The following is a 14584-nucleotide window of genomic DNA, read 5'->3' on the forward strand; positions in this document are numbered from 1 at the left end:
AAATGATGAATTCCTTGACATCTTGCCAGCGTTGACAACCCCCCGACCGGGCCATATCTCTGGCCAACCGCGTCAGCGGTGAGAACGCTTATTTTGCTGCGTTTTTTGCCGTTGAACCCAGGATGGCCTGTTTCCCACTCAATTGGCGGAGGAGCTCCGGGCCGGGGCTCGAACCGTAGCGCGTCACGGTGAGTTGATAGGCGATCCGGCGGACCATCTCAGGCTGTAATCCAGACCGAACTTCAAGACTGAACGAAGACCGAACCCGAGACCGAAGAACAGGAATTTCGCATGATCGGCGCGCTCGCCCGCAAGTTTTTCGGCTCCGCCAACGACCGTCGGGTCAAGGGGTATCAGTCCCGCGTCAACGCCATCAACGCGCTGGAGCCCGAGCTCGTCAAATTGACGGACGATCAGCTCAAGGCCCGCACCGCCGAATTCAAGCAGCAGCTCGCCAGCGGCAAGACGCTCGACGACATCCTGGTTCCGGCCTTCGCCACGGTGCGCGAGGCCGCCAAGCGGACGCTCGGCCAGCGCCATTTCGACGTTCAGCTGATCGGCGGCATGGTGCTGCATGAGGGCGACATCGCCGAGATGAAGACCGGCGAAGGCAAGACGCTGGTTGCGACGCTCGCGGTCTACCTCAACGCGCTCGCCGGCAAGGGCGTCCACGTCGTCACCGTCAACGACTACCTCGCCCGCCGCGACTCCGGCTGGATGGGCCAGATCTATTCGTTCCTGGGGCTGACCACCGGCGTGATCGTGCACGGCCTCGACGACGCCGAGCGCAAGGCCGCTTATGGCTGCGACATCACCTACGGCACCAACAACGAATACGGCTTCGACTATCTGCGCGACAACATGAAGTACCGCCTGGAGGACATGGTCCAGCGCGAGCACTACTACGCGATCGTCGACGAAGTGGACTCGATCCTGATCGACGAAGCGCGCACGCCGCTGATCATCTCCGGCCCGCTCGACGACCGGTCGGATTTCTACAACACGATCGACACCTTCATGCCGCAGCTGAGCAAGCTCGCCGACTTCGAGGTCGACGAGAAGCAGCGCACGGTGACGCTGACCGAAGCCGGCATGGAGAAGCTCGAGAACCTCCTGCGCGACGCCGGCCAGCTCAAGGGCGACTCGCTGTACGACGTCGAGAACGTCTCCGTCGTGCATCACGTCAACCAGGCGCTGCGCGCGCACACGCTGTTCACGCGCGACAAGGACTACATCGTCCGCGACGACGAGGTCATCATCATCGACGAGTTCACCGGCCGCATGATGCAGGGCCGCCGCTATTCGGAAGGCCTGCACCAGGCGCTGGAAGCCAAGGAGCACGTCACGGTCCAGCCCGAGAACCAGACGCTGGCCTCGATCACCTTCCAGAACTATTTCCGGATGTACCAGAAGCTGTCCGGTATGACCGGCACGGCGCTGACCGAAGCCGACGAACTGTTCGACATCTACAAGCTCGAGGTCGTGGAGATTCCGACCAACCTGCCGGTGGCGCGCCTCGACGAGGACGACGAGGTCTACCGCACCCAGAACGAGAAATACGCCGCGATCCTTGCCGAGATCGAGCGCGCCAACAAGCGGCTGCAGCCGGTGCTGGTCGGCACGGCGTCGATCGAGAAGTCGGAAGTGCTGGCCGAGTACCTGAAGAAGCACGGCTACAAGCAGATCGACTTCACATCCGAATCCGGCATGGAGAAGCTCTACGCCGCGGCGCGCGCCGGCAAGCCGGCAAAGCTGTTCGCGGTGCTGAACGCGCGCTTCCACGAGCAGGAAGCCTATATCGTCGCGGAAGCCGGCGTGCCGGGCGCGATCACGATCGCGACCAACATGGCCGGCCGCGGCACCGACATCAAGCTCGGCGGCTCGCTTGAGATGCGGATCCAGCAGGAGACCGCCGGGATCACGGATGACGCCGAGAAGGCCAAGAAGATCGAGCAGATCAAGGCCGACATCGAGCGCTTCCGCGAGATCGTGCTGAAGGCGGAAGAGGATTTCGAGGTCGAGCCCGCCAAGGGCAACAAGCCCGCGAAAACCGTGAAGAAGCCCGGCGGCCTCTACATCATCGGCTCCGAGCGTCACGAATCCCGCCGCATCGACAACCAGCTGCGCGGCCGCTCCGGCCGTCAGGGCGACCCCGGCCGCTCGAAGTTCTTCCTGTCGCTGGAAGACGATCTGATGCGCATCTTCGGCTCCGACCGGCTCGACAGCATGCTGCAGCGGCTCGGCCTGCAGGAAGGCGAGGCCATCATCCATCCCTGGATCAACAAGGCGCTCGAGAAGGCGCAGCAGAAGGTCGAGGCGCGCAACTTCGACATCCGCAAGAACCTCTTGAAGTTCGACAACGTCCAGAACGACCAGCGCAAGGTGATCTTCGACCAGCGCGTCGACCTGATGAAGGACGACAGCGTGGTCGAGACCGTGACCGACATGCGCCATGCCTTCGTCGAGGACGTGGTCGCCAAATACATTCCCGAGCACGCCTATGCCGAGCAGTGGGACACCGCGGGCCTCAAGGACGAGCTGAAGCGCGTGCTCGATGTCGATCTGCCGGTCGACGAATGGGCCAAGGAAGAGGGCATCGCCGACGAGGAGCTGCTGACCCGCATCGAGACCCATGTCGACGAGCGCATGGCGGCCAAGGTCGCGCAATGGGGTCCCGACGTGATGCGTTACGTCGAGAAGACCATCCTGCTGCAGACGCTGGACCATCTCTGGCGCGAGCACCTGATCATGCTCGACCATCTGCGCCAGGTGATCGGCCTGCGCGGCTATGGCCAGCGCGATCCGTTGCAGGAATACAAGACCGAAGCCTTCAACCTGTTCCAGGAGATGAGCGCGCATCTGCGCGAGGCCGTCACCGCGCAGCTGATGCGGGTCGAGATCTTGCCGCCGGAAGAGCCGCCGCAGCCGCTGCCGCTGATGGAGGCGCACAAGCTCGATCCCAACACCGGCGAGGACGAGTTCGCGCAGGCCCGCCTGACCGAGGCGACCTACGCCCAGGCCTCGCTGGCCCCGGGGATGATTGCCACCGACCGCAATCCGAACGACCCCGCAAGCTGGGGCAAGGTCGGCCGCAACGAGGACTGCCCCTGCGGATCAGGCAAGAAGTACAAGCATTGTCACGGACGGTACGCGTAAGCTGTCGAGCGCCGGTGGCCATCTCAGGCACGCACGTGGTGCAATGTGGTCTTCGCTATCCGGAGCGGGTGCCCGCAGGCATCGGTATCTGAACCAGAGCACAATAACGGGCGCGACGCACTGCGTTGCGCCCGTCCGCTTGCGTCCTCAAGAGTGGTCACGTCGTCGGGTTGGGCAACCGTTCTTTCGCCTCTGACATCGATATCGCGCGGGGCGCTCCGGCTTCTGTTCAAGCCTTTGTGCCCGTCGCTCACCGAGCCGCGCCGACCATGAAAATACGAACAGCCGATCGAACAGCCGCTTCGGCTTGGGCGGATGTCGGCGGCGGTCGCAATCCCAAAACGACCTGAAGGTGCAGATCGTCGCGGATCATGCCAAGGAAGTGCTCGGCCAGCCTTTCGCAATCGCGCTGTTGAAGGCCCCATTGCTTCGCGTTCTCGCGAAGAACCGCAGCCAGCCGAGCGCTTGCCCGACCCGGGCCGGCGGCAAAGAAGGTTTTCGCCAGATCAGGGAAGCGCGCGCCCTCGCCGACGACGGTACGGTAAAGCTGAAGGGCTTCCGGAGACATGACAACGTCGATGTACCTTCTGCCGACCTCGTAAAGGGTTGATTCAAGGTCGTCGCGTTCGAACGTGCCCTCCGAGAGAGGCGCCATGGCGCGCTGCGAAATCTCCCCCACGATCGTCGCGAACAGTTGCTCCTTGTTGCCGAAATAGCTGTAGATCGTCCGCTTCGATCCTCCGACCTTCGCGATCACCTCGTCGACGCTTGCTCCAGCAAAGCCGGAACGAAAAAACACTTCAGTCGCCGCCTCGAGAAACTCCGCGCGTCGCGCATCCCTCTTCCCCGAGCCGCTCGAAGGATCATCAACTTCAGCCAAGTTTGGACACCTCTCTGCCGCCAGCCGCTGTTCGTCGCGTCGCGCTAGCCCTTCCAACCATAACCCTCTCATCTTGACCTGCATCTTTCATTTAGGTACGGTACAGTACCGTACCAGATCGATTGGTCGACGCAAGGAAGCCTTGAAATGAAGCGAATTGGACGCCGTATGATCGTCGGGGCGGTCATTTCAGTGACGATCTTGGCGGTTGGGATCGGATGGGAGTGGTGGGAGCACGCCCAATCGACGGAGACGACGGACAACGCGTATATCCACGGCGATATCACCGCGATCGCGACGAAGGTCTCAGGTTACGTCGCGGAAGTCGCAGTACACGACAATCAGGCGGTCTCAGCCGGAGACATCCTTGTCCGAATCGCGAACGAGGATTATCGCGCACAGCGGGACCGGGCTGCGGCTTCGGTTAGCCAAGTCCAGGCGGCCATCGAGAACCTCGCGAGACGCAAGGACCTGCAGCAGGCAGTCGTTCGCGAAGCTGAGGCGTCATCCCAGATGGCCCAAGCGGATCTGGATCTTGCCGAACGTCAATTCGGTCGGACCAGCCATCTGCTGCAAACCGGCGCAGTCTCTGTCCGTGTCCACGACACTGCCATTGCGGATCAAAGCCGAGCGCGAGCTGCGCTGGCGCGCAGCCACGCAGCGATCACCGCAGCGCGCGAGCAAGAGGCAGTGCTCGCGTCAGAATCGGCTCAACTCGCGGCGCGTCTCGCCGAGGCCCGAGCCGGCCTTTCGCTTGCTGAGATCGCTTTGTCCGAAACCACTATCCGCGCTCCGGTCGCCGGCATCGTTGGAAATCGCCGGGTCCGGCTTGGCGAGTATGTTCGCCCCGGCGGAAGTCTGCTCTCGATCGTTCCAGTTGACCGCGTTTGGGTGGTCGCCAACTTCAAGGAAACTCAGATTTCCCGGATGCGTATCGGGCAGCCGGCCGAGATAACTGCCGACGGCTACGCGAATGTCAGAATGCGTGGAACGATCGACAGCCTTTCACCGGGCAGTGGTGCCGCGTTCAGCCTCATTCCGCCCGATAACGCGACCGGAAATTTCGTGCGGATTGTACAGCGTGTTCCCGTCAAGATCCGCCTCGACCATGCGAACGCCTTACACGGCCGACTTGTTCCGGGAATGTCCGTGGACGTGTCGGTCGACCTGACGACGCATGCGAAGCCAGCCTCAGGCCGCACGCCTGAGGATGCCACGGCATCGCTTTTTCGCGAGGCGAACTAGGTCATGAGCACCTCTGCGCAATCTGTGGCGGAGGCCTCTTCAGGTGAGCGATCTGCCCTGCGAGGATGGGTGCTCCTCCTCTTGATCCTTGCCACAGCCATCGATGCCATCAACAGCACGGTGCTGGTGATCGCGCGGGCCCACCTCATGGATTCTACCCACACCACGCCCGATGAAATCGCATGGGTCAACATGGCCTACCTCGCGGCAAAGCTCACCTGCTTTCCGGTCGCCGCCTGGCTTTGCCTTCGGGTGACTTCGGGAAAGCTCATCTTTGCTGCCACGACGGTACTGCTCGCAAGCTTGGTCGGCTGCGCGATGACCAACCACTTCGAAGTCCTCATCATGTGGCGCATTCTCCAGGGGAGCGCCGGTGCCGTGCTGCTCGTCTGCAGCCAATTTGTCTTGTTCGAAGCCTTTCCACGACGGCAGCAGGGCGCCGTGCAAGCGGCCTTTGCATTCAGCGTCATCATGGCGCCGACGACGTTGACGCCGGCGCTCCAGGGATGGGCAGTCGATACCGGAAGCTGGTCATGGATATTTTGGGCCAGTTTCCCGCTCGCACTCTGCGGATTGATAGCCGCTCTCTTGCTCCCCCTCGCCGGCATACCTAGAACGGAAAGCACGCCATTCGATTGGATCGGCGTCAGCCTTATGGCTACCGCCATGACGGCGATCGTGTTCGTCACCCAGGAAGGCAGCCGATACAATTGGTTTGATGAGCCCGAAATCGTCGTGCTCACGATTGTCGCCACGATCGCCACGGTGACATTCGTCGTCTGGCAATTTGCGTCGCAGCGCCGTGGCGCGTTGATCGACTTCGGCGCCTTTAGAGACGAGCATTTCAGTTTCGGCTTTCTGGTGAGCTTCATCGCCGGATGCGCGCTGTTCGGCAGTGCGTTTATCATCCCGGCTTTCGCCACGAACGTCCTTGATTTCTCGCCGAGCTATGCGGGCTTTCTGCTGTTGCCGAGTGGACTTTGCGTGTGCGCCGGCCTGCTCGCGGCAGGTTCGGCGATCCAGTTCAGATCGCTTGATCCTACGAGGCCAATCCCGATTGGCATCCTCTGTTTCATGACGGCGATGTGGATGATGTCGGGATCGACCTCGCAAAGCGGATTACCCGATCTGGTTGCCATCCTGCTCCTCCGCGGCTTTGGCTTGGGTTTGCTGTTCGTGTCTCTCACGCTCGTGACGCTCAACGGATTGAACGGCGTGGCTCTCGCTCACGGAATTGCCTTGTTCAATGTGGGCCGCCAGCTGGGAGGCCAGGTCGGGATCGGCTGGCTCGCGACTTATCTTGATCATCAGAACGTGCTGAACAGGACTGTGCTCTCCCAATTCATCACTCCTGGAAATCCGGCCTTCATTCAGCGTCGGGAAGCGATCGAGATGGCGCTGATTTCGAGAGGCTTCAACCCCGAAGATGCGGGGCAAGCCGCGATCAGGGTCATTCAGCAGGAATTCGGACGCCAAGTCGCAACCGTGTCATTCAACGAATGCTTCCTGGCGGTCGCGCTGTTATTTATCGGTGCCGCTCCAGTCCTGATCCTGGCCAAGATCATGCTGCATCGCGTTTCTCCTCATCGACCCACGCCATGAGAGACAAGTCTGGCCGCAGTCACACCCGATCGATGTGAAGGCGAGCCGCGGCAGGTCGGCGCTGCCGCTGGCACAACCAGCGGCTTGCACGGGCCGTATCGCAAGGGCTAACGCAGGGAGAGCTTACCCGGCGTAGGCCCTGTCGAGATCGGCGATCACGATTTTCTGCATCTTGAGCATCGCCTGCATGACGCGGTCGGCCTTGGCGCGGTCGGGATCGCTGAGATAGCGGCCGAGCGCTGACGGGATCACCTGCCAGGACAGGCCGAAGCGGTCCTTGAGCCAGCCGCAGCGCGATTCCTGGCCGCCGTCGGCGAGCTTCTCCCAGAAGTAGTCCACCTGCTCCTGGGTCTCGACGCTCAGGAAGAACGACACCGCCTCGTTGAACTTGTGCTGTGGCCCGCCATTGAGCGCGTGGAACCGCTGCCCCTCGAGCTCGAAGGTCGCCATGAAATCGCTGACGGTCTCGATCTCAGCGTTCGGAAACACCGATTTGTAGAAGGCGACGGCATCGCGGACGTTGTTGTCGAGCCAGAGGAACGGCGTGATCGAAGTCATGACGGGAAGTCCTCGCTAATTGTCGATCGGGGAAGCCTGCGCGACGGCGCGCGAAGGCTGCGCCGCAGGGCGCGCCCCAAGGACGCACCAAACCGCCGCATCCCGACATTTCCTGCCGGTCTTTTTTCGATGGTTTCGATAGGAATGCGCCGGGCCGGCGCGGCCTCAATTGGCGCTGCCGATCAGGCTTTCCAGCAGGCGCTTGAGCTCGGTGGTCGACTTGTCGCCATAGCTCTCGACGATGTGCTCCTCCTGGCTCACCGCGAGCGAGTTGAGCCGCCGGCACAGCGCCTTGCCGCGGTCGGAGACGAACATCAGCACCTTGCGGCGATCCTTGGGATCCTGGACGCGATAGACCAGGGCGTCCGACACCATGCGGTCGATCATCTTGGTTAGCGTCGGATGGTTGAGCAGCACGGCATCCGCAAGCTCGCCCATCGAGTGGCCGTTGCCGTCGGACAGCACTTTCAGGATGCGCCACTGCTCGACCGGCACGCCTTCCTTCGCGAGCCGCGTCTCCAACTGCCGGTTGATCTCCCGGTTGGCTTGCGCCAGCAGGTAGGCGAGATGTTCGGTGATCGGGGAATTTTCTTTCGGCGGTTTAGCCACGGCGTGAGACCTGGTTCCTGACCCGGTGAATGAATGTCCGGCAACTCATGCCGTTTCTATATGCACTTCAATTGTTGAATATTCAATATTTTCACCTAGGATATTCCCCCAACCAAGGGGCGGATGCCGCGACCGCCCGCTGGCTGCGTTGCGTACTGCTTCCCAGACAGGAGTTGGCGTGCTCTCGACGGTCTCTTTCCAGGCGTATGGCGGCATGCCCGTCGCGCCGCCGCTGCTGTTTCGAAACCCGTCGTCCTGCGCGGCCGATCTCGCTTTGACCGTCAAGCCGGGCTCGTCGCGGCGTGGCGGCACCGGCAGCAAGCTTCGAATCGGCAATTTCATCACCTTCTCTGGCGCTCCCGGGATCTGGGGGCCTATTTCCGCCAACAGCGTCATGCTCGCGGTCGCCGAGATCAACCGGCGCGGCGGTATCCGAGGCCGCGAGGTCGAATTGTCGATGTACGACGCCGGCGGCCCGATCGAGGAGGTGGTGCGCCGCGCCGAGCGGGCGATCGCGTTCGACGAGATCGACGTCATCATGGGCTCGCATATCTCGGCGGTGCGCCTCGCGCTGCGCAAGGTCACAGCCGGCCGCATCCCCTATGTCTACACGCCGGTCTATGAGGGCGGCGAGCGGACGCCGGGGGTGATGGCGATCGGCGAGACGCCGCGCGCGGAAAGCCGGCCGGCGATCCACTGGCTCACCGAGGTCAAGAAGGCGCAGCGCTGGTACCTGATCGGCAGCGACTATGTCTGGCCCTGGCAGTCGCATCGCGCGGTGAAGCGCTACATCAAGGAGGCCGGCGGCCGGGTCGTCGGCGAGGAATTCGTCCCGCTCGGCGAGGACAATCACGAGCCGCATCTGGCGCGGATTCGCGCCGCCAAGCCCGACGTCGTGCTGATCAGCCTGATCGGCACCGACAGCATCACCTTCAACCGCGCCTTCGCCGAGGCCGGGCTTGCGGCGACCACGCTGCGTTACGCCGGCGCGATGGACGAGACCGTGATGCTCGGCATCGGCCCGGACTCGACCGAGAACCTGTTCTGCGCCTCCGGCTATTTCGGCTGCATCGATTCGCGCGCCAATGACGACTTCCGGACCAGTTACCGCGCGATGTTCGGCGAGCATGCGCCGCCGATCGGCTCGGTCGGGCAGTCGAACTATGAGGGGATGCGCTTTCTCGAGGCGGCGGCCAACCAGGCGCGCTCGCTGTCGATCGGACCGTTGTCCGCCGCAGCGCACAACCTCGTCTACAGCGGCGCCCGCGGCACCGTCACCATTCGCGACGGCCGCGCCGAGATGCCGATCTTTCTTGCCGAGGCCGACGGTCTCGACTTCAATGTGATCAGGACGATCTAGATGGACCGGGCGACGCCGCGCTCGCCGCGCGGCTTGCCGGTGCCAGACAGGAGCAGGTGTGCATTCGACGCCCTACGTCATGGCCCGAGCCTCAAGCAACAGGTATGGCGGCCTTCCATGCCCACCATCCCTGCTGTTCCGGAACCTGACGTCGGCGCGGTCCGATCGGGTGTTTTCCCCGATGGATCGGGACGGTTTCGGTCCGCGCGGCGCACGCAGCCGGCTGCGGATCGCCGGCTTCGTCTGCTGCACCGGCTCGCCCGGGATGTGGGGACCGGCCGCGACCTCAAGCGCGCAGCTCGCGGTCGCCGACATCAACCGGCGCGGCGGCATCCTCGGCCGCGAGATCGAGTTCTCGGTCTATGACGCCGGCGGGCCGATCGAGGAGGTACTCGACCGCGCCGAGCAGGCGATCGCGTCCGACGACGTCGATCTCATCATGGGCATGCACACCAGCGCGGTGCGCGTCGCGCTGCGCGGCCTGATCACCCGCAGCAAGATCCCCTACATCTACACGCCGGTCTATGAGGGCGGCGAGCGGACGCCCGGCGTCATCGCGATCGGCGAGACGCCGCGCTGGCAGAACCGGCCGTCGATCCACTGGCTGGCCGAGGCGAAGCGCGCCTCGCGCTGGTACCTGATCGGCAGCGACTATGTCTGGCCATGGCAGTCGCACCGCGCGGTGAAGCGCTACATCAAGGAGACCGGCGGCCAGGTGGTCGGCGAGGAGTTCGTGCCGGTCGGCGAGGATGATCATGAAGCGCAGCTGGAGCGCATCCGTGCCGCGAAGCCCGATGTCGTGCTGATCTCGCTGATCGGCACCGACAGCGTGACCTTCAACCGCGCCTTCGCCGATGCCGGCCTCGCCGCCACCACACTGCGCTTTGCCGGCTGTTTCGACGAGACGGCGCTGCTCGGCATCGGCGCCGACAAGACCGAGAACCTGTACTGCGCTTCCGGCTATTTCCCCTCCGTCGGCTCGCGCGAAGGCGACGATTTCAGGGAGCGCTATCGAGCGATGTTCGGTGCGTTCGCGCCGCCGGTCGGCTCGTGCAGCGAGTCCGCCTATGAAGGGTTCTGCCTGCTCGAGGCCGCCGCCAAGCGCGCCGGCACGCTGGACATCCGGCCGCTGCTCGCGGCGGCGGACAACCTCGTCTATCGCGGCCCGCGCGGTCCGGTCACGGTGCGCAGCGGCCACGCCCGGATGCCGATGTATCTTGCCGAAGCCGACGGTCTCGACTTCAGGGTGATCAAGCCGATCTGATTCTTCCTTCACCTCTCCCGCTTGCGGGGGAGGTCGGATTGCATCGCAGATGCAATCCGGGTGGGGGCTCTTTCCACCATATGATTCGTGGAGACGCCCCCACCCCGACCCTCCCCCGCAAGCGGGAGAGGGAGCTTGCGAAATAATACTTGAAAAGGAAAATATTTCCGTTTTCAATACAGCAATGGGGTGAGCGGTTCGCGCGGACAACGCGCCGCTGCACCTGCCTCGAGGGATCAAATCCAAAGATCAAAAGCTATCAGGAGAGCGCCGTGACCGTCGTCCTTCCCACGCCAACGCAACTTCGTGCCGTCGCCGAGCAGTGCGGCCTGTCACTGACCGATGAGGATGTGGCCTCGTTCCGCGGCCTGATGCAGGGCTCGATCGACGCCTACAACGTGATCGCCGCGATGCCGGACGAACTGCCCGCGGTGAAATACCCGCGCACGCCGGGCTATCGCCCGTCGGCGGAGGAAAACCCGCGCAACGCCTGGTACTACAAGTCGACCGTAAAGGGCGCGGCGTCCGGCAAGCTCAAGGGCAAGACGGTGGCGCTGAAGGACAACATCATGCTGGCCGGCGTGCCGATGACGAACGGCTCGTCGACGCTGGAAGGCTATATCCCCGATTTCGACGCCACCATCGTCACGCGAATGCTCGATGCCGGTGCCGAGATCGCCGGCAAGACCCATTGCGAGCACTTCTGCCTGTCCGGCGGCAGCCACACCAACTCCTACGGAGCGGTGCATAATCCGCACAAGATGGGCTACTCGGCCGGCGGCTCGTCGTCGGGCTCCGGCGTCGTGGTCGCGCTCGGCGAGGTCGACATGGCGATCGGCGGCGACCAGGGCGGCTCGATCCGCATGCCGTCCTCGTTCTGCGGCACCTACGGCATGAAGCCGACCTGGGGCCTCGTGCCCTATACCGGCATCATGCCGATCGAGATATTCGTGGACCACACCGGCCCGATGACCGCGACGGTGGAGGACAATGCGCTGCTGCTCGAGGTGATCGCCGGCGACGACGGCTACGATCCGCGCATCAAGGCGCCCAAGGTCGAGGATTACACGAAGGCGCTGGGCAAAGGCGTCAAGGGCATGAAGATCGGCATCCTCAAGGAAGGCTTCGAGCAGCCGACCGCGGAGGCCGCGGTCAATGAAAGCGTGCGCGAGGCGGCCAAGCGCTTCAAGGATCTCGGCGCGTCGGTCGACACCGTGTCGATCCCGATGCACATGGTCGGCCCGGCGATCTGGACCCCGATCGGCACCGAAGGCCTGACCCAGACCATGATGTTCGGCGACGGCTACGGCCTCAGCCGCCCCGACCTCTATTCGACCTCGCTGATGGATTTCCATCGCGGCTGGCGCCGCCAGGCGGATTCGCTGTCGGAGACCACCAAGCTGTTCATGATGCTCGGCACCTACATCAACAACAGCTTCGGTCCGCGCTTCTACGGCAAGGCGCTCAACATCTCCCGCCGCCTCACCGCCGCCTATGACAAGGCGTTCAAGGATTATGACCTGCTGCTGCTGCCGACCACGCCGATGAAGGCGCCGGCGCTGCCGGCGGCCAATGCCAGTCGCGAGGACTATGTCGCCCGCGCGCTCGAGATGATCACCAACACCGCGCCGTTCGACATCACCCATCACCCGGCGATGTCGCTGCCCTGCGGCATGGTCGATGGGCTGCCGGTCGGGTTGATGCTGGTCGGCCGGATGTTCGAGGAATCCACCATCTACCGCGCCGCGCACGCCTTCGAGCAGGCCGGCGACTGGAAGAAGATGTGAGGCGCCGCTTGTTGCAGACGCAGGCTGGATGGATCGAACGCCATGGCTAGCACTTTTGCCGCGGCGTTCGAGATCGTGAGCTTCGGCGCGATCATCGTGCTGGTGGTGCTCGGGCTCGGCATCATCGCCAGCATGATGGGCATCTTCAACTTCGCGCAGGGCGAGTTCGTCCTGCTCGGGGCCTATGTGACCTATCTGGCCTACGCCCATGGCGCACCGGTCTGGGTCGGCATGGTCGCGGCGCCCTTCGTGGTCGGCGCGATCGGCTTCGTGCTGGAGGCGCTGATCATCAGGCGGTTCTACGCCGCGCCGATCGTGGCGATGCTCGGCACCTATGCGCTCGGCCTGATCATCCGCGAGAGCGTGCGCGGCCTGATCGGCGGCTTCTATCTCACGGTGCCGGAGCCGATCGGCGGCTCGATCGACCTCGGCTCGGTCCACATCTCGGCCTGGCGCTTCACCATCATCGTGATCACGCTCTTGGTGATGGGCGCCTGCTATCTCTTGCTGGCGCGCACCTCGTTCGGGCTTCGCGTCCGCGCCACGCTGGAGAATCCGGCGCTGGCGCGCGCATCGGGCATCTCGACGCCGCTGATCTACGGGGCGACCTTCGCGTTCGGCGCGGCGCTCGCCGGGCTTGCCGGCGCGCTGATCGTGCCGGTGTTCAGTCTGTTTGCCGATCTCGGCATCCGCTTCCTGATCCAGGGCTTTGTTGCCGTGATGGTCGGCGGGGTCGGCTCCTTCATCGGTCCGGTCGCCGGCGCCGGTGTGATCGGCACACTCAGCGCGGCGCTGCCATGGGTGATGTCTCCGGTCGTCGCCGACGTCCTCGTCTTCGTGCTCGCCATTGCCTTCATCAAATTCCGCCCGCAGGGCCTCATATCGGGAAAAGGGGTTTAGCCAGATGTTCGATCGCACCAATCTCACGCGCCGCCGCTTCATGAGCAATTTCGCCTTCGCGACCGGCGCGCTCGCGACCGGGGTCGGCAGCTGGGTGGTCAGGCCCGACTGGGCCAACGCCGCCGAGGGACCGATCAAGGTCGGCATCGCGACCGACCTGACCGGTCCGATCGCCTATGCCGGCAACGCCGACGCCAACGTCGCCAAGATGGTGATCAAGGAGATCAACGCCGCCGGCGGCCTGCTCGGCCGGCCGCTCGAGCTCTATATCGAGGACACCGCCTCGAACGAATCGGTCGCGGTCGGCAATGTCCGCAAGCTGATCCAGCGCGACAAGGTCGACATGGTGCTCGGCGGCATAACCTCGTCGATGCGCAACGCGATCAAGGATCCGATCGTGGCGCGCGGCAAGACGCTCTACATCTACCCGCAGCTCTACGAGGGCAAGGAGTGCACGCCCTATCTGTTCTGCACCGGCCCGACCCCGGCGCAGCAATGCGACACGTTCATTCCCTGGCTGATCAAGAACGGCGGCAAGAAATTCGCGCTGCCGAGCGCCAACTATGTGTGGCCGCACACGCTCAACGTCTACGCCCGCAAGGTGATCGAGTCGAACGGCGGCGAGGTGGTGTTCGAGGAGTATTACCCGCTCGACCAGGTCGATTTCTCGGCCACCGTCAACCGTGTCATCTCCAACAAGGTCGACGTCGTCTTCAACACCGTGATCCCGCCCGGCGTCGGTCCGTTCTTCAAGCAGCTTTATGAAGCCGGCTTCCTCAAGAACGGCGGGCGGCTCGCCTGCGTCTACTATGACGAGAACACGCTCAACATCAACCAGGCCAACGAGATCGAGGGCCTCGCGAGCTGTCTCGACTATTTCAAGGTGCTGACCAAGGAAGATCCGTTCGACGCCAAGCTGCAGGCGGCCTATGAGAAGGATTTCCCCGGCAACTTCCTGTTCGCGGCCGGCAGCGCCGCCACCGGAACCTATCGCGGCCTCAAGCTGTGGGAGGCGGCGGTCAAGGAGGCAGGCAAGGTCGACCGCGACTCCGTTGCGGCCGCGCTCGACCACGCCAAGATCGCCGAAGGGCCGGGCGGACCCGCGGAGATGGTGCCGGGCAAGCGTCACTGCAAGATGAAGATGTACACCGCTGTTGCCAAAGGCGGGAACTATGAGATCGTTGCGCGCAGCGACGGTCTCGTTGATCCCAAGGAATGCTGAG

General features: G+C 63.7%; 11 protein-coding genes. 8 read left to right on the forward strand and 3 right to left on the reverse strand.

What is annotated here, in order from left to right; all coding sequences use genetic code 11:
- Positions 1 to 291: 291 nt before the first annotated feature.
- Complete coding sequence (gene secA / locus E2I15_RS33210) at positions 292 to 3156, forward strand: preprotein translocase subunit SecA (protein WP_137482816.1); 2865 nt, start codon at positions 292 to 294, stop codon at positions 3154 to 3156.
- Positions 3157 to 3406: 250 nt separating this feature from the next.
- On the opposite strand, the gene E2I15_RS33215 is transcribed toward secA, so the two are convergent.
- A complete protein-coding gene (locus E2I15_RS33215; protein ID WP_246668346.1) occupies positions 3407 to 4036 on the reverse strand; it encodes a TetR/AcrR family transcriptional regulator in 630 nt (209 codons plus the stop codon).
- 147 nt (positions 4037 to 4183) lie between these two features.
- On the opposite strand from E2I15_RS33215, the gene E2I15_RS33220 reads away from it, so the two are divergent.
- Positions 4184 to 5281 carry an HlyD family secretion protein gene (locus E2I15_RS33220; protein WP_246668345.1) on the forward strand — a complete coding sequence of 366 codons (1098 nt, stop codon included), beginning with the start codon at positions 4184 to 4186 and terminating at the stop codon, positions 5279 to 5281.
- Between the two features lie 3 nt (positions 5282 to 5284).
- Entirely contained in the window at positions 5285 to 6883 is a 1599-nt protein-coding gene (locus E2I15_RS33225) for a DHA2 family efflux MFS transporter permease subunit (RefSeq protein ID WP_246668344.1), read from the forward strand.
- 123 nt (positions 6884 to 7006) lie between these two features.
- On the opposite strand, the gene E2I15_RS33230 is transcribed toward E2I15_RS33225, so the two are convergent.
- A complete protein-coding gene (locus E2I15_RS33230) occupies positions 7007 to 7441 on the reverse strand; it encodes a VOC family protein (protein ID WP_137482814.1) in 435 nt (144 codons plus the stop codon).
- A gap of 165 nt (positions 7442 to 7606) precedes the next feature.
- Positions 7607 to 8050 (reverse strand): MarR family winged helix-turn-helix transcriptional regulator, encoded by a 444-nt coding sequence (locus tag E2I15_RS33235; RefSeq protein WP_016847408.1) that lies wholly within the window; start codon positions 8048 to 8050, stop codon positions 7607 to 7609.
- Between the two features lie 178 nt (positions 8051 to 8228).
- Here E2I15_RS33235 and E2I15_RS33240 point away from each other — a divergent pair, with 178 nt between their 5' ends.
- From E2I15_RS33240 to E2I15_RS33260, 5 genes are all read left to right on the forward strand, one after another.
- Positions 8229 to 9410 carry a substrate-binding domain-containing protein gene (locus E2I15_RS33240; protein WP_137482813.1) on the forward strand — a complete coding sequence of 394 codons (1182 nt, stop codon included), beginning with the start codon at positions 8229 to 8231 and terminating at the stop codon, positions 9408 to 9410.
- A 79-nt stretch (positions 9411 to 9489) separates the two neighbouring features.
- A complete protein-coding gene (locus E2I15_RS33245) occupies positions 9490 to 10674 on the forward strand; it encodes a substrate-binding domain-containing protein (RefSeq protein WP_170991751.1) in 1185 nt (394 codons plus the stop codon).
- A gap of 272 nt (positions 10675 to 10946) precedes the next feature.
- The gene (locus tag E2I15_RS33250) at positions 10947 to 12461 is read left to right on the forward strand and encodes an amidase (protein WP_137482811.1); all 1515 of its coding nucleotides are present in this window, start codon (positions 10947 to 10949) and stop codon (positions 12459 to 12461) included.
- A 42-nt stretch (positions 12462 to 12503) separates the two neighbouring features.
- Positions 12504 to 13361 (forward strand): branched-chain amino acid ABC transporter permease, encoded by an 858-nt coding sequence (locus E2I15_RS33255; RefSeq protein ID WP_018269185.1) that lies wholly within the window; start codon positions 12504 to 12506, stop codon positions 13359 to 13361.
- A 4-nt stretch (positions 13362 to 13365) separates the two neighbouring features.
- On the forward strand, positions 13366 to 14583 hold the full coding sequence (locus E2I15_RS33260; protein ID WP_057015630.1) for a substrate-binding protein: 1218 nt from the start codon (positions 13366 to 13368) through the stop codon (positions 14581 to 14583).
- Position 14584: the final 1 nt, after the last annotated feature.

The sequence above is a fragment of the Bradyrhizobium sp. BR2003 genome (genome assembly GCF_009720285.1).
In the GTDB taxonomy this organism is placed as follows: domain Bacteria; phylum Pseudomonadota; class Alphaproteobacteria; order Rhizobiales; family Xanthobacteraceae; genus Bradyrhizobium; species Bradyrhizobium elkanii.